The 23214-nt window shown below is 73.5% G+C and carries 21 protein-coding genes and 1 other RNA gene; 9 read left to right on the plus strand and 13 right to left on the minus strand.

The genetic code is table 11. The annotated features are described in order from the left end of the window. The 4 genes from RM425_RS20415 to RM425_RS20430 form a co-directional block, all read right to left on the minus strand. A partial coding sequence (locus RM425_RS20415; protein ID WP_311347070.1) for a xanthine dehydrogenase family protein molybdopterin-binding subunit occupies window positions 1-930 on the minus strand: 930 nt, incomplete at its 3' end. Further along, window positions 927-1922, minus strand: a complete 996-nt coding sequence (locus tag RM425_RS20420) for an FAD binding domain-containing protein (RefSeq protein ID WP_311347071.1) — start codon at window positions 1920-1922, stop codon at window positions 927-929. The genes RM425_RS20420 and RM425_RS20415, both read right to left, overlap by 4 nt. Next, the gene (locus tag RM425_RS20425; protein WP_311347072.1) at window positions 1919-2440 is read right to left on the minus strand and encodes a (2Fe-2S)-binding protein; all 522 of its coding nucleotides are present in this window, start codon (window positions 2438-2440) and stop codon (window positions 1919-1921) included. Before RM425_RS20425 ends, RM425_RS20420 begins: the two co-directional genes overlap by 4 nt. A gap of 40 nt (window positions 2441-2480) precedes the next feature. Then, window positions 2481-3377, minus strand: coding sequence for an enoyl-CoA hydratase-related protein (locus RM425_RS20430; RefSeq protein WP_311347111.1), 897 nt, complete (start codon window positions 3375-3377; stop codon window positions 2481-2483). Window positions 3378-3463: 86 nt separating this feature from the next. On the opposite strand from RM425_RS20430, the gene RM425_RS20435 reads away from it, so the two are divergent. Continuing rightward, a complete protein-coding gene (locus RM425_RS20435; RefSeq protein ID WP_311347073.1) occupies window positions 3464-4117 on the plus strand; it encodes a TetR/AcrR family transcriptional regulator in 654 nt (217 codons plus the stop codon). Window positions 4118-4179: 62 nt separating this feature from the next. After that, window positions 4180-5751, plus strand: coding sequence for a long-chain-fatty-acid--CoA ligase (locus RM425_RS20440; RefSeq protein ID WP_311347074.1), 1572 nt, complete (start codon window positions 4180-4182; stop codon window positions 5749-5751). On the opposite strand, the gene RM425_RS20445 is transcribed toward RM425_RS20440, so the two are convergent. Together RM425_RS20445 and RM425_RS20450 are read right to left on the minus strand one after the other, a co-directional pair. After that, entirely contained in the window at window positions 5725-6405 is a 681-nt protein-coding gene (locus RM425_RS20445) for a response regulator transcription factor (protein ID WP_311347075.1), read from the minus strand. The genes RM425_RS20440 and RM425_RS20445 overlap by 27 nt on opposite strands. Then, the gene (locus RM425_RS20450) at window positions 6402-7589 is read right to left on the minus strand and encodes a sensor histidine kinase (protein ID WP_311347076.1); all 1188 of its coding nucleotides are present in this window, start codon (window positions 7587-7589) and stop codon (window positions 6402-6404) included. The genes RM425_RS20445 and RM425_RS20450 overlap by 4 nt, the downstream gene beginning before the upstream one ends. 192 nt (window positions 7590-7781) lie before the next feature. Here RM425_RS20450 and RM425_RS20455 point away from each other — a divergent pair, with 192 nt between their 5' ends. Next, the gene (locus RM425_RS20455) at window positions 7782-8423 is read left to right on the plus strand and encodes a hypothetical protein (RefSeq protein WP_311347077.1); all 642 of its coding nucleotides are present in this window, start codon (window positions 7782-7784) and stop codon (window positions 8421-8423) included. A 52-nt stretch (window positions 8424-8475) separates the two neighbouring features. Here the strand turns inward: RM425_RS20455 and RM425_RS20460 are convergent, their stop codons facing one another. Beyond that, window positions 8476-9330, minus strand: a complete 855-nt coding sequence (locus RM425_RS20460) for a patatin-like phospholipase family protein (protein WP_311347078.1) — start codon at window positions 9328-9330, stop codon at window positions 8476-8478. A gap of 78 nt (window positions 9331-9408) precedes the next feature. Here RM425_RS20460 and RM425_RS20465 point away from each other — a divergent pair, with 78 nt between their 5' ends. Beyond that, window positions 9409-11148 carry a class I adenylate-forming enzyme family protein gene (locus RM425_RS20465; RefSeq protein ID WP_311347079.1) on the plus strand — a complete coding sequence of 580 codons (1740 nt, stop codon included), beginning with the start codon at window positions 9409-9411 and terminating at the stop codon, window positions 11146-11148. A 98-nt stretch (window positions 11149-11246) separates the two neighbouring features. Then, window positions 11247-12305: a potassium channel family protein gene (locus RM425_RS20470; RefSeq protein ID WP_311347080.1), complete on the plus strand. Its 1059-nt coding sequence runs from the start codon at window positions 11247-11249 to the stop codon at window positions 12303-12305. Between the two features lie 165 nt (window positions 12306-12470). Here RM425_RS20470 and RM425_RS20475 read toward each other — a convergent pair whose 3' ends face one another. Beyond that, entirely contained in the window at window positions 12471-13994 is a 1524-nt protein-coding gene (locus tag RM425_RS20475; RefSeq protein ID WP_311347081.1) for an adenylate/guanylate cyclase domain-containing protein, read from the minus strand. 106 nt (window positions 13995-14100) lie between these two features. On the opposite strand from RM425_RS20475, the gene RM425_RS20480 reads away from it, so the two are divergent. Beyond that, window positions 14101-15597 carry an amidase gene (locus tag RM425_RS20480; protein WP_311347082.1) on the plus strand — a complete coding sequence of 499 codons (1497 nt, stop codon included), beginning with the start codon at window positions 14101-14103 and terminating at the stop codon, window positions 15595-15597. A gap of 70 nt (window positions 15598-15667) precedes the next feature. Beyond that, window positions 15668-16228, plus strand: a complete 561-nt coding sequence (locus RM425_RS20485) for a cysteine hydrolase family protein (protein ID WP_311347083.1) — start codon at window positions 15668-15670, stop codon at window positions 16226-16228. Between the two features lies 1 nt (window position 16229). On the opposite strand, the gene RM425_RS20490 is transcribed toward RM425_RS20485, so the two are convergent. From RM425_RS20490 to RM425_RS20505, 4 genes are all read right to left on the minus strand, one after another. Next, window positions 16230-17126, minus strand: coding sequence for an alpha/beta hydrolase (locus tag RM425_RS20490; protein ID WP_311347084.1), 897 nt, complete (start codon window positions 17124-17126; stop codon window positions 16230-16232). Window positions 17127-17207: 81 nt separating this feature from the next. Continuing rightward, window positions 17208-17873, minus strand: a complete 666-nt coding sequence (locus tag RM425_RS20495; RefSeq protein ID WP_311347085.1) for an NADPH-dependent F420 reductase — start codon at window positions 17871-17873, stop codon at window positions 17208-17210. A 59-nt stretch (window positions 17874-17932) separates the two neighbouring features. Continuing rightward, window positions 17933-18079, minus strand: coding sequence for a methionine/alanine import family NSS transporter small subunit (locus tag RM425_RS20500; RefSeq protein ID WP_311347086.1), 147 nt, complete (start codon window positions 18077-18079; stop codon window positions 17933-17935). Continuing rightward, the gene (locus tag RM425_RS20505; protein WP_311347087.1) at window positions 18076-19710 is read right to left on the minus strand and encodes a sodium-dependent transporter; all 1635 of its coding nucleotides are present in this window, start codon (window positions 19708-19710) and stop codon (window positions 18076-18078) included. The genes RM425_RS20500 and RM425_RS20505 overlap by 4 nt, the downstream gene beginning before the upstream one ends. 300 nt (window positions 19711-20010) lie before the next feature. Between RM425_RS20505 and RM425_RS20510 the strand changes: the two genes are divergently transcribed. Next, complete coding sequence (locus RM425_RS20510; RefSeq protein ID WP_311347088.1) at window positions 20011-21906, plus strand: alkyl/aryl-sulfatase; 1896 nt, start codon at window positions 20011-20013, stop codon at window positions 21904-21906. A gap of 71 nt (window positions 21907-21977) precedes the next feature. On the opposite strand, the gene ssrA is transcribed toward RM425_RS20510, so the two are convergent. Beyond that, window positions 21978-22353, minus strand: a transfer-messenger RNA (tmRNA) gene (gene ssrA, locus RM425_RS20515). A gap of 173 nt (window positions 22354-22526) precedes the next feature. Between ssrA and RM425_RS20520 the strand changes: the two genes are divergently transcribed. Then, window positions 22527-23159, plus strand: a complete 633-nt coding sequence (locus tag RM425_RS20520) for a TetR family transcriptional regulator (protein ID WP_311347089.1) — start codon at window positions 22527-22529, stop codon at window positions 23157-23159. Window positions 23160-23214 lie beyond the last annotated feature (55 nt).

The following is a 23214-nucleotide window of genomic DNA, read 5'->3' on the forward strand; positions in this document are numbered from 1 at the left end:
GGCGAACTCGTTGATCCGCGAGGTGTGCTCGACGACCTCGTGGCTGATCGCGGTCAGCCGGCCCTCGGCGTCGGCGCCCAGCCGCACCCGCTGGATGGTGGGTGTCCGGTGGCCGACGAGGGAGAACATCTGCTGCCGGGACAGCTCGAACACCACCGTGCGCCCGACCACCCGCGCGGCCATCGCGGCCAGGATCTGGTTGGGGTGGGTGAACGCCTTGGACCCGAACGCGCCACCCACGTACGGGGAGATGACCCGCACCTGGTCCCGCTCCAGGCCGAACGCCGTCACCAAGTCGTTGACGATGTTGTGCGGACCCTGGTTGGCGTCCCACATCGTCAGCCGGTCACCGTCCCAGCGGGCCATCGAGGCGTGCATCTCGATCGGGTTGTTGTGCTGGGTGGGCGTCTCGTAGGTCGCGTCCACGGCCACCGCGGCGGACGCCAGCGCGGCGTCGACGTCGCCGATCACCGAGTCGGTCGCGAAGCCGGCCATCAGCTTCGGCGGGGCGTACAGGTCCGGCCGTTCGGCCGACAGCGCGACATCGGGCTCCTGGGCCTCGTACCCGACGGCGACGGCGCCGACGGCGGCCTTCGCGATCTCCGAGGTCTCGGCGACGACGGCGGCCACGATCTGCCCCTGGTAGTGGACGTCGAGCGACTGCAGCACCGGCAGGTCGGATGCCAGCCCCTCCCCGAGCTTCGGCGCGTTCGCCGGGGTGAGCACGGCCAGCACGCCCGGCATCGCCTCGGCCCGGGACGGGTCCAGCCGGGTGATCCGGCCGCGGTTCACCGTGCTCTGCACCACGGCGACGTGGGCGATCGGCTCGCCGGGGTCCTGCTCGTAGGCGTAGGGAGCGGTGCCGCGCACCTTGGCCGGGCCGTCGATGCGCTCCACGCCGGCACCGACCAGGCGGTCCATGGTGGTCATCGGGCGTCCTCCGCGAGCTGCAGCAGGGTCCGGGCGACGAGGTTGCGGGCCAGCGGCACCTTGAAGCCGTTGTCCCGCAGCGGCACGGCGGCCGCGAGTTCCGCGTCGGCGGCCGCGGTGAACGACTTCTCGGTGGCCGGCTGCCCACGCAGCGCCTCCTCGGCCGCGCTCGCCCGCCACGGCCGGTGCGCCACTCCCCCGAGGGCCAGCCGGACGTCGTCCACCATCCCGTCGACGACCCGCACGGCGGCGGCGACGCTGACCAGCGCGAAGGCGAAGGACGCGCGGTCACGCACCTTGCGGTAGCGCGAGGGCATGCCCAGCGCCGGCAGGTCGATCCCGGTGATCAGCTCGCCGTGCCGGAGCGTGGTGTCCCGGGTCGGGTCCTCGCCCGGGAGCCGGTGGAGCTCGCTCATCGGGACGGCCCGCTCGCCGTCGGGCCCGAGCACGCGGACGGTGGCGTCCAGGGCCACCAGCGCGACCGCCATGTCCGAGGGATGGGTGGCCACGCAGGTGCCCGGTCCCTCGCGCGTCGAGCCCAGGATCGCGTGGTTGCGGTGCACGCCCTGCAGGGCGCCGCAGCCGCTGCCGGGAGCCCGCTTGTTGCAGGGCGCGGTGACGTCGGTGAAGTACGGGCAGCGGGTGCGCTGGAGCAGATTGCCACCGCTGGTCGCCCGGTTGCGGAGCTGTCCGGAGGCGCCGGCCAGCAGCGCCTGGCTGAGCACCGGGAACCGGTCGCGGACGCGGGGATCGGCGGCCAGGTCCGCATTGGGGACGGCGGCGCCGACGCGCAGCCCGCCGTCGGGCAGCTCGGTGATCTCCGCCGAGGTCAGCCGGCGGACGTCGACGAGCACGTCGGGCGTGGCCACGCCGAGCTTCATCAGGTCGACGAGGTTGGTGCCACCGCCGAGGAACGCGCCCTGGGGCTCGGCGGCCAGCAGGGCCACGGCGGCGGCCGGGTCGGCGGCCCGTTCGTAGCGGAACTCCCTCATCGCCGCACGCCCTCGGCCCGGGCGACCGAGGCGACGGCCGGCACGATGTTGGCGTAGGCGGCGCACCGGCAGAGGTTGCCGCTCATCCGCTCGCGGATCTCGTCGTCGGTGAGGTCCCCGGCCTCGCCGTCGGCCGGGGTGACCCCGCTGGGCCAGCCGGCCCGGGCCTCGGCGAGGACGCCGGCGGCCGAGCAGATCTGGCCGGGCGTGCAGTAGCCGCACTGGAAGGCGTCGTGCTCGACGAAGGAGCGGTGCAGGGCGTGCGGCTCACCGCCGGCCGCCAACCCGTCGGAGGTGGTCACCTCGGCGTCCCCGACCGTGACGGCGAGGACGAGGCAGCTGTTCACCCGGCGACCGTCGAGCAGCACGGTGCAGGCGCCGCACTGACCGTGGTCGCAGCCCTTCTTCGGGCTGGTGTTGCGCAGCCGTTCGCGCAGCGCGTCGAGCAGCGTGGTGCGGGTGTCGACGGTCAGCGGATGGGCGGCGCCGTCGACGCGCAGCGTGATCTCGGTGTCCACGTGGCCCTCTTGCCCGAGCGGCAGGTGTGGACAAACGGCATCAGTCTCCGGCGAGCACGTCCGACGGCGGTGCCGGCCAGCGCGGGACCCCCGCGATCGGGCCGTTCCCCAGGGGGGTGGCGAAGCGCGCGGGCCGCTTCTCGAGGAAGGCGGCGACGCCCTCGGCGCTGTCGGGTCCCTCCCCCAGCTCGACCACCGCCCGGGAGTCCGCGCGGTGCGCGTCCCAGGGCGAGGCGGCGCCGAGCATCGACCACAGCAGCTGCCGGGCGGCGCCCACCGCGAGCCCGCTCGTGTTCGTGATGATCTCCCGGCCCAGCGCGTACGCGGTGGGCAGCAGCTCGTCGTCGGCCACCACGCGGGAGACCAGCCCGCCGCGCTGCGCCTCCGCGGCGTCGAAGACCCGCCCCGTGGCGACCCACTCCATGGCCTGGCTGATGCCCACCACGCGCGGCAGGAACCAGGACGAGGCGGCCTCGGGCGGGAGGCCGACCCGGCCGAACACGAAGCCGAACCGCGCCGACGCGGCGGCGATCCGGATGTCCATGGGCAGGGTCAGGGTCGCCCCGATGCCCACCGCCGGTCCGTTGACCGCGGCGATCACCGGCTTGCGCAGGGCGGCGAACGCCAGGGCCGCCACCCCTCCGGCGTCCCGCCGGAACCCGGCGATCTCCTCCCGCAACGGCCCGGGCGGCAGGGCGCGCCCCCGCCGGTCGGCGAAGCTGCCCGGCCCGCCCCCGAGGTCCGCGCCCGCGCAGAACCCGCGGCCCGACCCCGTCACGACGACGACGCGCACCTCGTCGTCGGCATCCGCCGCGGCCGCCACGCGGGCGAGCTCGTCCGCCATCGTCGGGGTGAAGGCGTTCAGCCGGTCCGGCCGGTGCAGCCACACCGTGGCGATCCGGTCGGCGACCTCGTAGCGGAGCTCGGTCAGGTCCATGGGCACCTGCGGCAGGGTTCCACCGGCGGGGTGGAGCGGTCAACGGTGACTGTCCCGCGACGACGGCCGCGCCTAGGCTGCAGCCGATGACGACCGAGCCCGCATCCGTGGCGACCGCCCCGCCGCCCCGGACCCGCTCGGCGCGGACCGCGGACAGCCGGCTGCTGATCCTCGACGCCGCCGTCGCCTGCCTGGTCGAGGACGGCGCGGCGGGCGCCTCCACCCTGGCCGTCCAGGCGCGGGCCGGCGTCTCCCGCGGGCGCCTGCTGCACCACTTCCCGTCCCGGGCCGAACTCCTGGTCGCCGCGGCCGACCACCTCGCGTCGACGCTGCTCGAGGAGGTCCGCAGCCGCGCGGCCGCCCTCATGGAGGACCAGCCCACCGGTCGGGAGCGGGTGGACCGCGCCATCGACCTGATGTGGACGACGTTCCAGGAGCCGCCCTTCTGGGCGGCGATGGAGCTGTGGACCGCGGCGCGCACCGACCCGGCCCTGCGGGCGGCGCTGCGCGCCGAGGAGCGACCGCTGCGTGCGGCGATCGCCGCGGTCGCCGACGGCATCTGGGGACCGGAGATCGCCGGGTCGCCGGTCTACACCGACCTCACCGAGCTGCTGTTCACCAGCATGCGCGGCGTCGCCCTGCTGTACGCGTTCGAGGACCGCCCGGCCGCGACCGATCCGCACCTCGCGCTGTGGAAGCGGCTGGCCGCCCGCCTGCTCAGCCTCGACGGCGAGGGTTGACCCGCCCGGCGGCCACCGCCAGCATGACGCAGGTCACACCCGCCGGCCGCCCAGGAGCGTCAGTGCCCGTCGAGATCCCCGTCCTGCAGGGCCGCGGCATGACCATGAGCGACCAGCTCGCCCGGCATGCCCGGAAGAGCCCCGACCTGCCCGCTCTCCGCTTCGAGGGGACCGGCCGCAGCTACGGCGAGCTCGACGAGCGGGTGACGCGACTGGCCCGCGCCCTGCAGGAGCGCGGCGTGAGGGCCGGCGACCGGATGGCCGTCCTGGCGCTCAACGGCATGGAGACCTGGGAGGCCTACCTGGCGGGGGTGCGGTTGGGCGCGATCGTCGTGCCGGTCAACTTCCGGCTGGTGGCCGACGAGGTCGCCTACGTGCTCTCCGACTCGGGCGCCGTGGCGCTGGTCGTCGACACCGCGCTGGCCGAGGTCGCCGCGAAGGCGCGGGAGCAGGCGCCCTCGGTGACCATCACGCTGACGATCGGGCCGGACTACGAGGAGGCTCTGGCCGCAGCGGGCGCCGAGCCCCTCGACGTCGCCGTCGACGAGGACGAGCCAGCGTTCCTCATGTACACCTCCGGGACCACCGGCCGTCCCAAGGGCGCGGTGCTGACCCACCGCAACCTGCTCCTGCACGCCTTCAGCCAGATCACCACCCTCGGCTCGGACCCCGACGACCGGGTCGGCGTCCCCGGCGCGCCGCTGTTCCACATCGCCGGCCTGGCCGGCGGTATCCCGCCGCTGCTGCTCGGTGGCGTCCACGTGCTCCTTCGGTCAGGCGCGTTCGATCCCGTCCAGACGCTCGACCTGATGGAGCGGGAGAAGGTCTCGAGCATCTTCCTGGTCCCCGCGATGTGGGCGGCCGTCCTCGCCGTCCCTGGCATCGCCGACCGCGACCTCTCCTCCCTCCGCCGGGTCTCCTGGGGTGCCGCGCCGGCCTCCACCACGCTGCTGCGCGCGCTGATCGACGCCTTCCCCCAGGCCGAGGTGATCACCGCATTCGGGCAGACCGAGTGCAGCCCGGTCACCTGCCTGCTCCGCGGCGAGGACTCACTGCGCAAGATCGGCTCGGTGGGCACCCCGATCCTCAACGTCGAGGTGCGGGTGGTCGACGACGCCATGCAGGACGTCCCGCAGGGCGAGGTGGGCGAGATCGTCTACCGCAGCCCGATGGTCATGAAGGAGTACTGGAACAAGCCGGAGGCCACCGCCGAGGCCTTTGCGGGTGGCTGGTTCCACTCCGGCGACCTCGTACGGCAGGACGAGGACGGCTACTTCTACGTCGTCGACCGCAAGAAGGACATGATCATCTCGGGCGGGGAGAACATCTACTGCGCCGAGGTCGAGGACGTGCTGGCCGCGCACCCCAAGGTCGGCGAGGTCGCGCTGATCGGGGTTCCCGACACGAAGTACGGCGAGGCGCCGCTGGCCGTCGTCGCGCCCCGCGATCCGGCGGACCCGCCCACGGCGGAGGAACTGGCGGCCTGGTGCCGCGAGCGGCTCGCCCGCTACAAGAACCCCCGCGACTACTCGGTGGTTGCCGCACTCCCCCGCAACCCCAGCGGCAAGGTGCTGAAGACGGCGCTGCGTCAGGAGCACTCCGCCGGATCACTGGTGGCCGAACCCGCCGTCTGACCTCCCCGGTCGGACGAGGCCCGACTCGTAGGCGGCGACCACTGCCTGGACGCGGTCGCGGACGCCGAGCTTCGCGAGCACCCGGGCGACGTGCGTCTTCACCGTGCCCTCGCCCAGCACCAGCGATGCGGCGATCTCCGCATTCGACAGCCCCCGCGCCATCAGCCGCAGGACCTCCTCCTCACGGGGCGTCAGGTCGTCGAGCCCAGGAGCCGGCACTGTGACGGCCCGGCTGACGAAGTCCTCCAGCAGGCGGCGCAGCAGAGCAGGGGCCAGCAGCTTCTCCCCGCTCGCCGCCGCCCGGACCGCGGTCACCAGCTGGTCGCGTGGCATCGACTTGAGCAGGAAGCCGGTGGCGCCGGCCCGGAGCGCGTCCACGACGTGTTCGTCGGTGTCGAAGGTGGTCAGCATGACGACCGCGGTGCCGAGTGCCGGGTCGGAGGTGATGCGGCGGGCCGCCTGGATGCCATCGATCCTCGGCATCCTGAGGTCGACGAGGGCGACGTCGGGCTGCAGCTCACGGCACATCGTCACCGCGTCGGCGCCGTCGGCGGCCTCGCCGACGACGTCGATGCCGGGCTCGGCCTCGAGGATCATCCGCAGCCCGGCCCGCACGAGCGCCTCGTCGTCGGCGAGGAGCACCCGGATCGTCATGCGCGGGCGGGCTCGAGCGCCTCGACCGGCAACTCGGCCCTGGTCGACCAGCCCGCACCGTGGGCACGCGGACCGGCGGTGAGACGCCCGTCGAACAGGGCGACCCGCTCGCGGATGCCGGCCAGCCCGAACCCGCCGCCGCCGGTCCGGCAGTCCCCGGCCCCGTCGTCGGCCACCTCGATCTCCAGCGCCCGCTCACCGAAGCGCAGAGCGACCTCGATCCGCGCCGCCGGGGCGTGCTTGAGGGCGTTGGTCAGCGATTCCTGCACGATGCGATATGCCGTCGCTTCCACGGCGGCCGGCAGCACCCGGACCGCCCCGTCGACGGTCAGGACCACGTCCCGTCCGGCCCCGCGTGCGGCGTCGGCCAGATCCGCGATCGCCGCCACCGTCCCCGGGCCGCCGGCTGACCGGTTGTCCTCCGCGGGGTCGCGCAGCAGTCGGAGCACGCGGTGGAGGTCGTCGAGAGCGGTGCGACCGGTCCGCAGGACGACGTCCAGCGCCTGCGCGGTCGCCGGCTCGCGTCCGCGCAGACCGGCCTGTGCGGCATCGGTGTGCAGCAGCATGAGCGTGACGGCGTGGCCGACGACGTCGTGCATCTCGCGGGCGATCCGGCGGCGTTCGGCGGCCAGAGCCTCGACCCGCGCGAGCTCCTCCTCACGAGCTCGTGCACGCGCGGCGGCCGCCTCGCGCTCGGCCCGGACCGCACGGTCGAGCCGTTCGCGCGCGAGCCGGGCGAAGACCCAGACCACCGTCGGGATGGCGGCGTTGGCGATCTCGTCGGCCAGCCGGACGCCGTCCGCGACGAAGGGGTAGAGCTCGATCGCGGCGACGATCGCGAGCAGTCCGAGGACGGCGTCGCGGCGACGGGCGGCGTACTGGGCGACCGAGTAGACGGCGATGAGCACCGCGATGAAGCCGGACACCGCCGGGGCGTCGCCGAGCACCGTCTGGAAGGCGAGTGCGACCGCCGACGTGACCGCAGCCGTCACCGGCCGGATGCGGCGGATCAGCAGGCATCCGGTCATGACCGCGAACGCCACGTGCTGGAGCGGCCGGGGCCCGGCGACCTCGTCGGCGAGGAGCACGAGCTCGACCTGACCGGCGATCGTGAGCGCGAGCGCCAGCAGGCCGTCCCGCACTCCCAGCGGCAGCGCCCGCCAGCGCGCTCCTGGTCCTGACATGGCCCGGAGCGTAGGACCGACCGCGACATCGCGGATCCACCTGCGGGCCCATCCCGTGTCTGCCGTGAGGAAGACCCGCGGGAGGCGAGGACCATCCCGGGATCCACCGAGCGGCGGAGGGCGGAGAGCTGCTCCCGGGCCACGGTGATGTCGACCGGGGCGCGATGGTCCCGCCGACCGAGGAGAACCGCCATGAGCACCGCCGCTGTCACCGATGTCCTGGTGCCACCCACACACCGGGGGTCACCGCTGCCCGCCCTGGCCGGGGTTGGGGGGGTCGCCGCCTTCGCCTCCGCCGCCGTCGTCTTCGGCGATCCACTGGCGGGCTCGGGCGACCCTGCCGAGGCCGCGGAGCAGCTGGCTGGATCGTCGGCCACCCTGGCCGGGCTCCTCGTCGGCGTCTACGCCGTACTGGCCGTCGCCGTCACCGGCGCCCTGGCCGGCCGACTCGCCCGCGCCGGGGAGAGCGCCGCCGTCCGCCTGCTGCCCGTGCTCGGGTTCGGGCACGTGATCCTGCTGGCGATCGCGTTCGCCGCGCCGGCAGCGGCGGTATCCGTCGGTACGCAGGTCTTCGACGACGGGGTCAGCCCCACCGGCACGGAGGCCGCCCTGGTCCTGATGAACGTCGCGCACCCCATGTCGGCCTGGCTCGGGGTCGGCTTCCTGGTGGCCGTGGTGCTCGGCGGCCGCGCCGCGCAGGTCTCCCGGGCCCTCGTCGCGATCAGCGCCGTCTTCGCCGTCGGCCTGCTGCTGCCGCCGGTGGGCTGGGCGGTCACCTACCTGATGGCGTTCTGGTTCGCCGGGGTCGGCATCTGGCTGTGGCGCCGCGCCTGAGAACGGCCATCCGGCCCCGCAGCTCGCCCGCTCCCGGCGGGCGGCTGCGGGGTCAGCCGGTCCAGGCCTCGGCCACCCGCTCGGCCACCTCGGCCGCCTGCGCCCGGCCGGCCCGCGCCGCCGGTGCCCGGGCGGCGGGGTCGAGCACGTTCTTGCCGATCGCCGTGCGGGCGCCCTCGTCGGGGGTGACGACGGCGACGCGGGCCGACACCATGCCGGTCACCTGCGCGTCGACGCTGGCGATCGGGCCGACACCACGCGGGATCGGGGCGAGCACCACCACCCGGTCGTAGCCCTGGGCGAGGTCGGCGTTGGCCGTCGAGCGCATCCCGCCGTCGATGTAGCGCTGGTCGCCGATCGTCACGGGCGGGTAGACGCCCGGGACGGCGCAGCTGGCCGCGACCGCCTGCAGGAGGGGAACGCCCGAGTCGCGGTCGAAGGCGCGGAACTCCCCGGTGGCGGCGTCGATCGCGGTGACCGTGAGCTGCCGGTCCGGCCAGTCGCGGCCGACCAGCCGGGAGCCGATGACGTCGAGCCGCTCCTGCTCGGTGGGGGTGAGCCCGGCCTTCTCGGCGGCGAGCGCGACCTGCCCGACCCGGCGGCGGAACTCCACGTCGCGGCCGCGGCTGACCAGCATCGCCCACGCGTATCGCGCGAGGTTCGACCGCGACATCCGCGCCGCCTTCTCCTGCGCCGGGGGCTCCAGCTGCCGGGAGAACATCGCCTCGAGCTCCGCTCCGCTGGTCACCTGCGCACCGACCACAGACCCGGCCGACGTGCCCACGACCAGGTCGGCCGCGGTGAGGTCCACGCCGGCGTCCGCCAGGCCGGCCAGCACACCGATCTCCCACGCGATCCCGGTGATGCCGCCGCCGCCGAGTACGAGGGCCCTGCGCTGGTCGCTCATGACGCCATCGTCACAGACCCTCGACAGCCGATGTGGCGTGGGCCACCCTGTCGGGACTCATCCGACGGAGGGACCCGTATGACGACCACGCAGCCGGCCACCGGACCGACGACCTCGAACTGGCCCCCGGGCCTGCCCCGGTCGCTGGACTACCCCGAGGTGCCGGTCGGCTCGATCCTCCGCGCAGCCGTGCGCCGCTGGGCCGACCGGACCGCGTTCATCCAGCACGACCTGCCCCTGAGCTTCACCGAGCTCGGCGCCCGGGCGCACGCGGTCGCCGGCTGGCTGGCCGACCACGGGATCGGCCGGGGCGACGTCGTCGCCCTCCACATCCCGAACTGCCGCCAGTACCCGCCGCTGTACTTCGGCATCATGCTGTCCGGGGCGACCTTCTCCCCCACCAATCCGCTGCTGCCGGCGGCCGACCTCGCCGCCCAGCTCACCGACGCCGGCGTCACGGCCCTCATCACCTGGGACCAGGTGCTGCCGCTCGTTCGGCCCGCGCTGGCCGCCACCCCGGTCCGGACGGTCATCGTCACCGGGGACGCCCACGCGTCGGACTTCGCCGCCCGCCTGGACATCGCCGAGGGCGACGTCGACGCCGCCGAACTCCTGAACGGCGATCCCACGGACCGCCACCTCGACTCCACCGTCGACGTCGGCGCCGACCTGGCCCACCTGGCCTACACCGGCGGCACGACCGGCGTGAGCAAGGGCGTGGAGCTCCCGCACCGCAACGTGATCATCAACGTCCTGCAGTCCGTGTGCTGGAGCAACGGCGCCCTGCCGCAGCTCGACGAGCACGGCGACGTCACCGTCCGGCAGGTGTGCAGCACGGACGAGTACCCGACGCCGCTCGGCACCGGCCGCATCATCAACCTGACGCCCTGGTTCCACGCGATGGGCGCCGTCGGCTACCTCAACGGCATGGTGATGAGCGGGACGACGGTCATCATCCACACGCGCTTCGACCCGGCGAAGTACGTCGAGGACATGGCGAGGTACGAGGTGACCTCGATCGGCGGCGCCCCGCCCATCTTCGTGGCGCTGCTGCAGGTGCCCGGCTTCACCTCGGGCGACTGGTCGAGCGTGCGCGGGGTCGCCAGCGGCGCCGCGCCCCTCCCCGTCACGCTGATCGAGCGGCTCCAGGCCCTGCTGCCGAACGCCACGATCGGCGAGGGCTACGGGCTCACCGAGGTCACCATGGTGGCCACGAGCAACCCCTCCTTCCGGTCCGGCACCCGCAAGCCCGGCACCGTCGGGGTGCCCGTCTTCGACACCGAGATCAGCATCCGGTCCCTGGACGGTGGCGCACCGCTGCCGCAGGGCGAGCGGGGCGAGGTCTGCATCCGCGGGCCGCAGGTCATGCGCGGCTACGCGCACCGGCCCGAGGCGACGGCGGAGTCGATCGACGCCGACGGCTGGTTCCACACCGGCGACGTCGGGATCCTCGACGAGGACGGCTACCTGTCCATCGTCGACCGGACCAAGGACATGCTGCTCTACAAGGGCTACAACGTCTTCCCGCGCGAGCTGGAGGAGATCCTCTTCGGCGTGCCCGGCGTGGCCGGCGCCGCGGTGGTCGGCCGCCCCGACGAGGAGGCCGGCGAGCTGCCGGTCGCCTACGTCGTCCGCAAGAGCGACGACGCCGGGGCCGCGCTCACGAAGGACTCGGTGCTGGAGGTGGTGAACGACAAGGTGACGCACTACAAGCGGCTCCGCGACGTCGTGTTCATCGAGGCCATCCCCGTCTCCGCCGCCGGCAAGGTGCTCAAGCGCGAGCTCGCCGCCCGGGAGCGCGAGAAGGTCGGCGGCTGACCCCTCGCCCGCCTCCACCGCAGCCGCCCCGATCGGTCACATGACCCGATCGGGGCGGTTGCGCGCGCGGCGGGCTCCGCCTCACTACTGTCCGCGGCGTGGACAACCAGTGGGAGGGCAGCGAGACCGAGCACACCGGGGTCCGGATCTCCCACGAGGAGGCCTCGCCGGTACGGCAGGTGCTGCGCCGGGTGTGGATCGCCGCGATCGTGCTCGTCGTCGTCATTCTCATCGTCTACTTCGACCGCGACGGGTACGAGGACAGCAAGGGCGGCCCCATCTCGCTGCTGGACGCCGCGTACTACGCCACGGTGACGCTCTCCACGACCGGCTACGGCGACATCACCCCGGTGACCCCGGAAGCCCGGCTCATCAACATCCTGGTGATCACGCCCCTGCGGATCATGTTCCTGATCGTCCTCATCGGGACGACGCTCGAAGCCCTCACCGCGCGCTCGCGGGAGGAGTTCCGCATCCGACGCTGGAGGTCCCGCGTGCGCCAGCACGTCATCGTGTGCGGCTACGGCACCAAGGGCCGCAGCGCCATCCGCTCGCTCATCGCCAACGGCACGCCCGCCGACCGGATCGTCGTCGTCGACCCCGAGCCCCGGGCCATCGACGAGGCCAACTCGATGGGGCTCACCGGGATCATCGGCGACGCCGGCCGCACCGAGGTGCTGCGGAGGGCGTCCGTCGAGCGGGCCCGCGCGGTGATCGTCGCCGCCAACCGGGACGACGCCGCCGTCCTCATCACCCTGACCGTGCGGCAGCTGAACCCCAGCGTCCCGATCACGACCAGCGTCCGGGAGGAGGAGAACGCCAACCTGCTCCGCCAGTCCGGCGCCGACACCGTCATCACCACCTCGGCCACCTCCGGGCGGCTGCTGGGCCTCTCCACCGACGCCCCCCGCGTCGTGGCCGTCGTCGAGGACCTCGTCACCGGTGGGCAGGGGCTGGACCTGCACCAGCGGACGGCGAAGGCCAGCGAGGTCGGCCTCGGCCCGAGGGACCTGCGCGACATCGTGCTGTCGGTCACCCGCGGCGGTCGCACGCTGCGCTTCGACGACCCGCTCATCGGCACCCTCCAGCCCGAGGACGTGCTCGTCGTCGTGAAGGCGCACGAGGTCGCCAAGCCGAACCGGCCGCCGACGCAGTGACATTGCGATCCTCCGGATCGCACCGCAACCAGGAGCCCGTGCCCGACCTGCGCTGAGCCCTGACCGTCCTTCCTCTGGGGAGCCTCCGCCCCCCCCGTCGTCAGGACCCGCTCCGCGGAGTCAGGCCATGCCTCGGGGACCCCTCCGGGCCCCGCTCGGCACGGCCTAGGTCGCGCGCACCCAGGTAGTCGTGTGCTCGTCGCGTCCGCGCAGTCGCACCTTCCGGTCGGGGCGCCAGCGGTCGCGCTCGTCCGGCCCGGCGGTCCGCACCGTCGACTCGCTGGCCACCGCGCGGCCGGGGTGGTTCTTGGCGAGCTCGGTCAACCGCGCCGCCTCGTTCACCGGGTCACCGATGACCGTGTACTCCAGCCTGCTGGCCGCCCCGACCTGACCGGCCCACACCGGCCCGCACGCCACACCCACCCCGACGTCGACCTCCCCCGCCCCGGCGACCGCGTCGCAGATGCGGCGGGCCGCGCGCAGCGCCGCGCCCGCCGGGTCCGGGTGGTCGGTGGGCGCGCCGAAGACGCACAGCGCGGCGTCCCCCTCGAACTTGTTCACCAGCCCGCCCTCGGCCTCCACGGTGTCGACGACGACGGCGAAGAACCGGTTGAGCAGCCCGACCATCTCCTCGGGCCCCGTGCGGCGGACCAGCGACGTCGACCCGGCGATGTCGACGAACAGCGCGGCGACGGTGCGCTCCTCCCCGCCCAGGCTCACCCCCGTCCGCAGCGCCCGCTGGGCCACCGTGGTCCCGACGTGCCGGCCGAAGAGGTCGCGCAGCCGCTCGCGCTCGGCCAGGCCCGCGACCATCGTGTTGACGCCCTCCTGGAGCAGCCCGATCTCACCGGCGTCGTCGACCAGCACGTCGACGTCGTAGTCGCCCGTCCCAACCCGCTGCACCGCGCGGCGCAGGTCGCGCAGCGGCTGGCCCACGGCGCGGGCGGTCAGCAGCGTGGCCAGCGCGCCGACCAGCAGCGCCACCACGACCAGGAAGACCACGGCCCCCTCCCCCGGCCCGTCGGGGTTGCTGGGGTCGAGGAACAGCAGGACGACGCCGAGCAGCGGCACCCCGCTGGTCAGCGCCCAGGTGAGCAGCAGGCGCGGCCGCACACCGAGGACCAGCGCGCCGACCGGCGGGTGCGCCGCCAGGGCGCGCGCGGTGACGGCCCGCGCGGCGCGGGCGGTGAGCAGGTAGGTCACACCTGCGGTGACGACGCCGCCCAGCGTGACCGCGACGCCCACCCGCAGCCCGATCAGCGGATCGGGGTACACGACGGCGGTGACCGCGGCGGTGAGCACCGCCCCGACGAACCAGATCGACGCCGCGATGAGCGCGGTGTCCAGCGGCAGGCGCAGGGCCTGCCCCGCCTCCTCGCCGGTCGGCTCCCGGCGCTCGGTCAGCCAGCGGTTGGTCGACCGCTGCCGGCGCAGCCCCGCCACCGTGCCGGCGGGCAGCGCGACGACGAGGTAGGCCGCGGCGGTCCACAAGACCTCCGTGCGCCCGCTGCGACCGCTGCCGTCGTCGACGCCGATGAGCAGCAGGACGACGGTCCCGACGCCGACGAGGTTGGCGATGATCACCAGCAGGACGATGAAGGGGACCGCGGTGCGGCCGCTGGGCGCCCACTCCGCCCACACGCCGTCCCGGGCGACCGTGACCGGCCGCTGGGCACCGTCCGAGACCATGATCAGCGCAACGAGACCCGGCGGGTGCCGGTTCCGGGGACTCCCCCGATCGTGATCACCCGGTCATGATGTCCCACGGCACGGCGGCGGCGACGAGGAGACTCCGGTGGACCAGCACGACTACGTCCGACACGACGGCCTCGCCCTGGGCGAGCTCGTCGCCTCGGGGAAGGTGACGGCGGGCGAGCTGCTCGCCGCGGCCCGGACGCGGGCCCACGAGGTGAACCCGTCGCTCAACGCCATCTGCACGTGGCTGGACGGGTACGCCGACGAGCGGGCCGCCCAGCCGCTGTCCGGCCCCTTCGCCGGCGTGCCGTTCCTGCTCAAGGACCTGCACCAGCACCTCGCAGGCACCCCTGCCGCCGACGGCTGCCGGGCGCTGTCCGGCCGGACGTCCGAGCGGACGAGCACGGTGGTGCAGCGCTGGCTGGACGCCGGTGTCGTGATCTTCGGCAAGACCAGCACCCCGGAGTTCGGCTCGAAGGGGATCACCGAGCCCACCCTGTTCGGCCCGACGCGCAACCCCTGGGACCTGGACCGGACCCCGGGCGGCTCCTCCGGCGGCTCGGCCGCCGCGGTCGCGGCCGGGATCGTGCCGGTCGCCGCCGCCAGCGACGGCGGTGGCTCGATCCGCATCCCGGCCGCCTGCACCGGGCTGGTCGGGCTCAAGGCCGGGCGCGGGCTGGTGCCGTTCGGGCCGGACGAGAGCGAGCCGCTGGGCGGCCTGGCGACGACCGGGGTCGTGTCCAGGACGGTGCGCGACACCGCTGCGATGCTCGACGTGCTGGCCGGGCCCGACGCGATGAGCCCCTTCTCCCCCGCCCTGCCCGAGCGGCCGTTCCTCGACCGGCTCGACGAGGCGCCGGGCCGGCTGCGGATCGGTTACACCACCCGCTGCGCGCTCCGCGAGCAGCCGCACCCGGAGGCGGTGCGCGCCGTCGAGCAGGCGGCCGCCCTGCTCACCGAGCTCGGCCACGACGTCGAGGAGGTCGACCCGCCGCACGACGACCGCCAGCTCGGCCGCGACTTCCTGACCATCTGGTTCGTGCACCAGGCGACCGAGATGGAGCGGATCAAGCGCGAGACCGGCGCCGGCGACGACGGGTTCGAGGTCGACACCCGCATCATGGCGGCGCTCGGCCGCTCCTTCAGCGCCGTCGACCTGCACGCGGCGGAGGAACGACGGCGGCTCTACATCGCCGCGCTCGCGGACTTCCACGCCGGCCACGACCTGCTGCTGACGCCGACCCTCGGTGAGCCGCCGATCCGCATCGGCTCCCTGGACACCCCCGCGCACCTGCAGCGGATCAGCGAGGTGCTGCTGCGCACCCGGACCACCGGTGTGCTGCGGCGGATCGGCATCGTCGACCAGATCGTCGAGGCCAACCTCGGCTGGGTGCCGTACACGCAGCTGGCCAACGTCACCGGGCGCCCGGCGATCAGCCTGCCGCTCTACCGCACGCCGGGCGGCCTGCCGCTCGGCGTCCAGTTCGTCGGCCGGCTGCGCAGCGAGGAGCTGCTGCTGCGCCTGGCCCGCCAGCTGGAGACCGCCGCGCCCTGGGACCAGCACCTGCCGGCACCCGGGGTCCCCGCCGCGGCGTGAGGGCCGCCGTCTGTCGGTGGCCGGTCCTACGGTGACGTCCCGACCGCTCGGAGAACCGGAGAGGCATCCCGTGACCGCACTGGAGAACCGCCCGCGCACCGCCCTGCTCGTGATCGATGTCCAGAACGGCGTGGTCGGCGAGGCCTTCGAGCGCGACCGCGTCGTCGCCACCATCGGCGAGCTGGTCGACCGGGCCCGGGCCGAGGAGGTGCCGGTGGTGTGGGTGCAGCACTCCGACGACGACCTGCCGCAGGGGTCCCCTGGCTGGGAGTACGTGCCCGAGCTGCGCCGCCGGGACGACGAGCCGCTGGTGCACAAGTCCTACGGCGACTCCTTCGAGGCGACCGACCTCGAGGAGCGGCTCGCCGAGCGCGGCGTCGGGCGGCTCGTGGTCACCGGTGCCCAGACCGACGCCTGCATCCGGTCCACCCTGCACGGCGCCCTCGTGCGCGGCTACGACACGACGCTGGTGTCCGACGCGCACACCACCGAGGACCTCCGGCAGTTCGGGATGCCGATCGGTCCGGAGGAGGCGATCGGCTACACCAACACCTACTGGCAGTTCGCCGCTGCGCCTGGGCGCACGGGCACGGTCGCCGCGGCCGCGGAGGTCGATTTCTCGACGTCCTGACTCAGCGTGCCGGCGCTCCCCCGGAGATCTCCGCGACGATCTCCCGTGCCGCGGCGCGGCCCTCGGGCGCAGGGACGAGCGGGTAGACGTGCACCGCACCGGGGCAGACCGTCACCCTCAGCGCCGCGCCGGCAGCGGCGGCACGCTCCTGGAGCAGCAGCACGTCGGCCAGGCAGAGCTCGTGCGTGCCCACGTAGACGTCCATCGGGGCCAGCCCGGCGAGCTCGCCGTTGATCGGGCTGAGCCGCGGCTGGGTGGGGTCGTCCCCGTCCGCCCACGCCTTCCCCGCCTCGACGGTGCCGTCGATGTTGAGCCAGGGGTCGCGGCGCTCGAGCGCGGGCAGGTCGGGGTGGCTCAGCGTGAGGTCCAGCCAGGGCGAGAGCAGCACCAGCTTCCGCGGCTGGGGCAGGGATGCGGCGGCCAGGGTCTGCGCGAACCCGAGCGCGAGTCCCCCACCGGCCGAGTCGCCGGCCACGGTGACCGCCGCCGCGTCGACCTCGGCGAGCAGCTCGCGGTACACCTCGGTGACGAAGGGATAGGCCTCGCGGTAGGTGTGCTGCGGGGCGAGCCCGTAGAGGGGCACCTCCACGCGGACGCCGGCGTCGGCCAGCTGAGAGATCAGCGCCCAGTGCTGCTTGGCGATCTCACCGGTGTACGAGCCGCCGTGCAGGTACACCGCCGCCCGCCCGGGAGCGCCGTTCCGCGGGGCGACGGTGGTGCAGGGGAAGCCCTGCACGAGGCGGGTGCGCACGTGGTGCCGTGCGCGCAGCGCGGCGGGCGGCTCGGCCGACCCCTTGGGCGCGGCGATGCGCGTCCGGGCCCGCTCCACCGTGGCCGTCCGGGGCTTGCGGGTGAGGCGGAGGACGACCGAGATCGCACGCATCTGCAGGCTGGCCATGGGGGTGGTCCTCTCCGGTGCTCGACGTGCGTGCGGGGCGCACCCTATGCGGCGCCTCCCCGGGCCGGCTCCGCACCCGGCTCACATGTCGCGGTAGCGGACGGCCGCGTCGAGGCCCTTCCGCAGCCAGTCCTCCTTGACCGGGCGTCCGGGCTGGGAGAAGACGGCGTACGCCTTGGTGTCGCGCTGGTAGCGCCAGCCCTCGGCGAGCGGACCGACGTCGTAGGCGTCGTAACCGATGGCGTCGAGGAAGGCGGTCACCGTCTGCTTGGCCTCGTCGGCGTCACCGGCGATGGCGAGCACCGAGCGGTCCGGGTCACCTGCCGGCTTGGCCAGCGGCACCATGCCGGCGGCGGGGACGTTGTTGAAGCACTTGACCACCTGCGACTCCGGCAGGTGCGCCTGCAGCAGCTCGCTCACCGTCGTCGACTCGTCGTCGAGCTCCGGGATCTGCCCGTCGCGCTGCGGGTAGTAGTTGTTGGTGTCGATGACGACCTTGCCGCGCAGCGGCTCCACCGGCACCTCCCGGTAGGCCTTCAACGGGACGGAGACGACGACGAGGTCGCCGGCCTCGCCCGCCTCGGCAGGGGTCGCGGCGCGGGCGCGCGGCCCGAGCTCCGCGACGAGGTCGGCGAGGGTGTCCGGGCCGCGGCTGTTGCTCAGCACGACGTCGTAGCCGGCGGCGACCGCCAGTCGGGCGATCCCGCCACCGATGAGTCCACTGCCGATGAGTCCGAGAGTCGTCATGACCCTCGCAAGGCGGGCGTGACGGAGATCATTCCTCCGCCGTCACGTGTCCGCCGAGGTCAGCGGTCCCGCGGCACGTTCTCGGCGGGTTCCTCGGCGCGATCCTCGACGGCGCCGTGGCGGACCAGGCTCGCGATGGCCAGGGCGAGTCCGCCCCAGATCACGATCATCGCCACCACCATCATCACGATCGCGGCCGTGCTCATCGCAGTCCTCCCTCGTCGTGACCGGTCGCCGGGCGGCTGCGGGCGGCCGGGTCCGACCCGGCGGTCGCGTGCAGCGGCTCGACCGGATCCGAGCCCGGCGGCGGGCCGTCCAGGTGGGTGCCGGCGCGCCACGGCAACCGGGCGACGAGGAAGGCGATCAGCGGCAGCGCCAGCACCATCCCCCAGCCGCCGACCGTGAGCAGCCAGCCGGGGTAGTCCTCGTACGGCGCCTCCAGGTCGTCCCACAGGGCGAAGCCGAGCACGAGGGCCAGACCGACCGGGGCGACGACGCTCACCAGCACGCGCCAGCCGGCACCGACCCGGGGACGGCCGTGCACGTTGAGGTGCCCGCCGAGGGTGGTCAGTGCCCGGAGCACCCACGCGACGACCAGCATGCTGATCAGCGCGACGACGAGGATGCCGTACTGGTTGACGAAGTGGTCGACGACATCGAGCACGTAGATGCCGCTCGTCGTGCTGAAGAACACCAGGCTCAGCACGGCGGCGGGGACGCCGACCGCCAGGGTCGCGGTGCGGCGGCCGGTGTCGAGCTTGTCGCGGACGGCGGAGATGACGACCTCGATCACGCTGACCAGCGAGGTGATGCCGGCGATGACCAGCGAGCCGAAGAACAGGACGCCGATGAGGGCGCCGCCCGGGGCCTCGCTGATGATCGCCGGGAAGGCGATGAACGCCAGCCCGATCCCGTCGCTGGCGACCTCGCCGACCGCGACACCGCTCGCCTGCGCCATGAAGCCCAGGGCGGCGAAGACGCCGATGCCGGCGAGGAGCTCGAAGCCCGAGTTCGAGAAGCCGACGACGAGGCCGGAGCCGATCATGTCCTCGCGCCGGCCGACGTAGGAGGCGTACGTGATCATGATGCCGAAGCCGATGGACAGCGAGAAGAAGATCTGGCCGAACGCGGCTGCCCAGACGGAGGCCTCGGTGAGCGCCCCCCAGTCCGGCGTGAACAGCGCGTCGAGGCCGGAGGCGGCGCCGTCGAGCAGCAGCGCCTGCACCACGAGGGCGACGAAGGCGAGCACCAGCACCGGGATGAACACCAGCGAGACGACGCCGATCCCGCGCTGGACGCCGAGCGCCATGACCACGAGCACGACGACCCAGACGATGAGCAGGGGCACGAGCACCCCGGGCACCACGTCGGCGGTGATCTCGACGTCGCCGGCCTGCAGGAACTCGCCGAAGAAGAAGCCCTCGGGGTCGTCGCCCCACGCCTCGTCGAGCGAGAAGAAGGTGTACCGCAGCGCCCAGGCGATGACCGCCGCGTAGTAGACGGCGATCATGAAGCAGATGCCCACCTGCCACCAGCCCAGGCCCTCGGTGCCGCGACGCAGCCGGGCGAAGGAGAGCGGTGCCGAGCCGCGGTGGCGATGGCCGATCGCGTAGTCCAGCAGCAGGAACGGGATGCCGGCGGTCAGCAGCGCCACCAGGTAGGGCAGCAGGAAGGCGCCGCCACCGTTCTCGTAGGCGACGTAGGGGAACCGCCAGATGTTGCCGAGCCCGACGGCCGACCCGATCGCCGCCAGGATGAACACGCGTCTGGAACTGAACCCGCCGCGGCGGCGCTCCTGGTCGGTCGGCTCCGTCGCTCGTCCCGCCGTGGCACTCATGCGCCCTCCCGAGTCGTGATCCACCGGGCCGTCGCGCACGGGCTCCGGTCGACGTCCCGCCGATGCAGAGAGGATGGCAGGACTGCGGCATCTCGGCTGCCCGGAACGTCGCGGGCCCGCCGCGGACCCCGGAACGGGGGCAGTCCACCCGTCCTGGACTGCGGCCGTGCCGAGGCGGCAGAGTCCGGACCGGCGGACGAGCGCGACCGGCGGCGCACGCCGCAGCCGCCGTGCGGGATGCAGTCCACCTGCGCCAAGCACCGTGCCGGGACTCCGGGCACGCGACAGAGAGGTCCACGCATGACCCAGGCTTCGCACCACACCGACGCTGCTAACCGGTCCGTCGCCGCCGACCTGCCGTTGGGAGATCCGGCGGATCTGCAGCGGGTGCGGCACGGTCGCATCGCCGGTCTCGACCGGCTGGTCGTGCACCACGACCGGTCCGGGAAGCCCATCCTGGACACCGCCGACTGGGACTTCCTCGACCGCGAGACCGCACCGCCGTCGGTGAACCCGAGCCTGTGGCGCCAGGCCCGCCTGAACCGCGAGCACGGGCTCTACGAGCTGGTCCCCGGCCTGTACCAGGTTCGCGGCTACGACCTCGCCAACCTCTCCCTCGTCCGGGGCGACACGGGGTGGATCGTCATCGATCCCCTGACCTCCACCGAGACCGCCCGGGCAGCGATGGATCTGGTGCGCGAGCACCTCGGGGACCGGCCGGTGAGCGCGGTCATCTACACCCACAGCCACATCGACCACTTCGCCGGGCTCGCCGGCGTCCTGCCGCTCGAGGAGCTCGCCGCCCGGCAGGTGCCCGTCGTGGCGCCCCAGGGCTTCCTCGAGGAGGCGGTGTCCGAGAACGTGCTGGCCGGGCCGGCCATGGTGCGCCGCGCCGGCTACATGTACGGCAACGCCCTGCCCCGTGGGGAGTCGGGTCACGTGGACTGCGGCCTGGGCAGGTCCGTCCCGGCCGGGTCGGTCTCCCTCGTGGCACCGACGCACGAGATCACCGCGACCGGGCAGGAGCTGACGCTCGACGGCGTGCGCATCGTCTTCCAGCTCACGCCCGACTCCGAGGCGCCGGCCGAGATGATGTTCCACTTCCCGGAGCTGCGCGCGCTGTGCGCGGCGGAGAACTGCTCGAGCGTGATGCACAACCTCTACACGCTGCGCGGTGCGCAGGTCCGCGACGCCCTGGCGTGGAGCAAGTACATCAACGAGTCGCTCCGGTTGTTCGGGGACTCCTCGGACCTCGTCTTCTCCAGCCACAACTGGCCGCGCATCGGGGCGACCGACGTGCGCGAGTACCTGCGCGCCCAGCGGGACACCTACCGCTTCCTGCACGACCAGACGATGCGACTGGCCAACGACGGCCTGGTCATGGACGAGATCGCCGAGCAGCTGGACCTGCCGCCGTCGCTGGCCGGCGAGTTCGGGAACCGCGGCTACTACGGCACGGTCAGCCACAACGCCAAGGCGGTGTACCAACGCTACCTCGGGTGGTTCGACGGCAATCCGGCCAACCTCCACCCGCTCCCCCCGGAGGCGGCCTCGTCCCGGTACGTCGAGTACATGGGCGGTGCGGCGGCCGTGCTGGCCCGGGCCCGTGCGGACTTCGAGGCGGGCGAGTACCGCTGGGTGGCCCAGGTCGTGAACCATGTGGTCTTCGCCGATCCCGGCAACACCGAGGCCCGGGAGCTCCAGGCCGCTGCGCTGGAGCAGCTCGGCTTCCAGGCCGAGTCGGGAGCCTGGCGCAACTTCTACCTCTCCGGCGCGCAGGAGCTGCGGCGCCCGACGCCGGCGCCCCCGGCCGGCCGCGGGGGCGCCGGCCGGAGCCCCCTGATGCGGGCGATGACCGTCGAGATGGTGTTCGACCTGCTCGGGGTCCGGCTCGACGGTCCGCGAGCCGACGGGACGTCGCTGGCCATCGGCTGGTCCTTCCCGGACACCGGCGAACAGTGGACGCTGCGCCTGGAGCACGGGGCGCTGAACTCCTGGCCCAGCCTGGACACCGACGCGGACGTCGTCCTCACGATGCCCCGTGCGACGCTGACCGACGTGATCGCCGATCTGGGATCCCTCCCCACCCGGATCCAGGACGGGACGATCGCGGTCGACGGCGACGTGGAGGCGCTCCGCCGCCTGTTCGGCCTGCTGGTGCAGCCCACCCAGAACTTCGCCATCGTCGAACCCTGAGGTCTGCCGGAGCACTGACGACTGCGACGGCGAACGCCCCGGACCTGAGGTCCGGGGCGTTCGCCGTACAGGGGTGGAGGTGGCGGGAATCGAACCCGCGTCCTTCGACGCATCACCAGGGCTTCTCCGAGCGCAGTCTGCGTTGCCTCTGCTCGACCCCGTCGATCATGCAGACATGTCGACGTGACGGGCCCAGTCGCTGTTCGGTGTCCCACGCGCGCCCGCGACCGGCGCGCGCAGTGAGTCATCTAGCTGATGCCAGGATCCGGGCCGATGACGAACCCGGGCTGACAGACTCGCCTAGCTGCTATCAGGCAGCGAGAGCGAAGTCGCGCTGATTGGAATCGGCGCTTGTGTTTTTTGCAACGGATGGTTAACGAGCTCATCGTTGCCTTCCTCGGCTCGCTTCCCCTGGTCACCCGACCGAAGTCGAGACCATTCACCCCCTGTGTAGTTGTGCAGACAGCGTAACGGCTGGCGCCGGCCGGGTGTTCCCCCGCGTCGCGACGTCCCGGTCCGCGCCCCCGCTCGGGGCCGCAGCCACCCGCCCAGGTGAACAACCGAAGACTTGTCGGAGTACAAACTTGCACTCAGTACAGGTTCAGGCCTACGGTCCTCTCGTGACCAGGACCGGCAAGGCAGGGCGCGACCCGCGCTGTCCCGTGTCCGCGGTCATGGGACTCCGCGAGCGCAAGAAGCTCGACGCCTGGCGCACCATCCGCTCCACCGCGCTGCGCCTGATCAGCGAACGCGGGTTCGACGCCGTCAGCGCAGACGACATCGCCGCCGAGGCCGGGGTCTCCCGCACCACGTTCTTCACCTACTTCCCCAGCAAGGAAGCCGTCGTCTTCGACCTCGACCCCAGCGAGCTCCAGCAGTGGCGCGCGCTCCTCGAGGACCCGCGGGACGACCTGCCGCTCTGGGACGCACTGACCGAGGTCGCACTCGGCCTGGCGCGCCTGCTCGCCGAGCGGCTCCCCCTGCAGAAGCGGCTGTTCGAGCAGTCGCCGGAACTCTGCCAGTCCTCCCGAGCCACCTGTGACAGCTTCGAACCGGACCTCAAGGAGTGGATCTCCCGCAGGTCGTCCGACGGCGACGAGCTGAGGACCGCCCTGGTCTTCAACACCGCCCTGGCCGCGTTCACCACCGCGATCGAGGCGTGGGACCCCGACGACTCCTTCGACCACTTCCTGGAGATCATCGGCGACTGCCTGCGCTGGGCCGGCGCAGGACTCGCCTCCCCCGCGAGCTGATCCGCCTCCCCCGCCGGCACTGACCCCGCCGGCTGCCGCACACCGCACCCCCGCG

Source organism: Blastococcus goldschmidtiae, from assembly GCF_031845325.1.
Classification (GTDB): Bacteria; Actinomycetota; Actinomycetes; order Mycobacteriales; family Geodermatophilaceae; genus Blastococcus; species Blastococcus goldschmidtiae.

What these genes read in the sequence shown, in the direction of transcription:
- RM425_RS20420 (WP_311347071.1), bottom strand. Translation starts at nt 1,922, where the DNA reads ATGAGGGAGTTCCGCTACGAACGGGCCGCCGACCCGGCCGCCGCCGTG.
- RM425_RS20430 (WP_311347111.1), bottom strand. Translation starts at nt 3,377, where the DNA reads ATGGACCTGACCGAGCTCCGCTACGAGGTCGCCGACCGGATCGCCACG.
- RM425_RS20435 (WP_311347073.1), top strand. Translation starts at nt 3,464, where the DNA reads ATGACGACCGAGCCCGCATCCGTGGCGACCGCCCCGCCGCCCCGGACC.
- RM425_RS20445 (WP_311347075.1), bottom strand. Translation starts at nt 6,405, where the DNA reads ATGACGATCCGGGTGCTCCTCGCCGACGACGAGGCGCTCGTGCGGGCC.
- RM425_RS20450 (WP_311347076.1), bottom strand. Translation starts at nt 7,589, where the DNA reads ATGTCAGGACCAGGAGCGCGCTGGCGGGCGCTGCCGCTGGGAGTGCGG.
- RM425_RS20455 (WP_311347077.1), top strand. Translation starts at nt 7,782, where the DNA reads ATGAGCACCGCCGCTGTCACCGATGTCCTGGTGCCACCCACACACCGG.
- RM425_RS20460 (WP_311347078.1), bottom strand. Translation starts at nt 9,330, where the DNA reads ATGAGCGACCAGCGCAGGGCCCTCGTACTCGGCGGCGGCGGCATCACC.
- RM425_RS20465 (WP_311347079.1), top strand. Translation starts at nt 9,409, where the DNA reads ATGACGACCACGCAGCCGGCCACCGGACCGACGACCTCGAACTGGCCC.
- RM425_RS20475 (WP_311347081.1), bottom strand. Translation starts at nt 13,994, where the DNA reads ATGGTCTCGGACGGTGCCCAGCGGCCGGTCACGGTCGCCCGGGACGGC.
- RM425_RS20490 (WP_311347084.1), bottom strand. Translation starts at nt 17,126, where the DNA reads ATGGCCAGCCTGCAGATGCGTGCGATCTCGGTCGTCCTCCGCCTCACC.
- RM425_RS20495 (WP_311347085.1), bottom strand. Translation starts at nt 17,873, where the DNA reads ATGACGACTCTCGGACTCATCGGCAGTGGACTCATCGGTGGCGGGATC.
- RM425_RS20500 (WP_311347086.1), bottom strand. Translation starts at nt 18,079, where the DNA reads ATGAGCACGGCCGCGATCGTGATGATGGTGGTGGCGATGATCGTGATC.
- RM425_RS20505 (WP_311347087.1), bottom strand. Translation starts at nt 19,710, where the DNA reads ATGAGTGCCACGGCGGGACGAGCGACGGAGCCGACCGACCAGGAGCGC.
- RM425_RS20510 (WP_311347088.1), top strand. Translation starts at nt 20,011, where the DNA reads ATGACCCAGGCTTCGCACCACACCGACGCTGCTAACCGGTCCGTCGCC.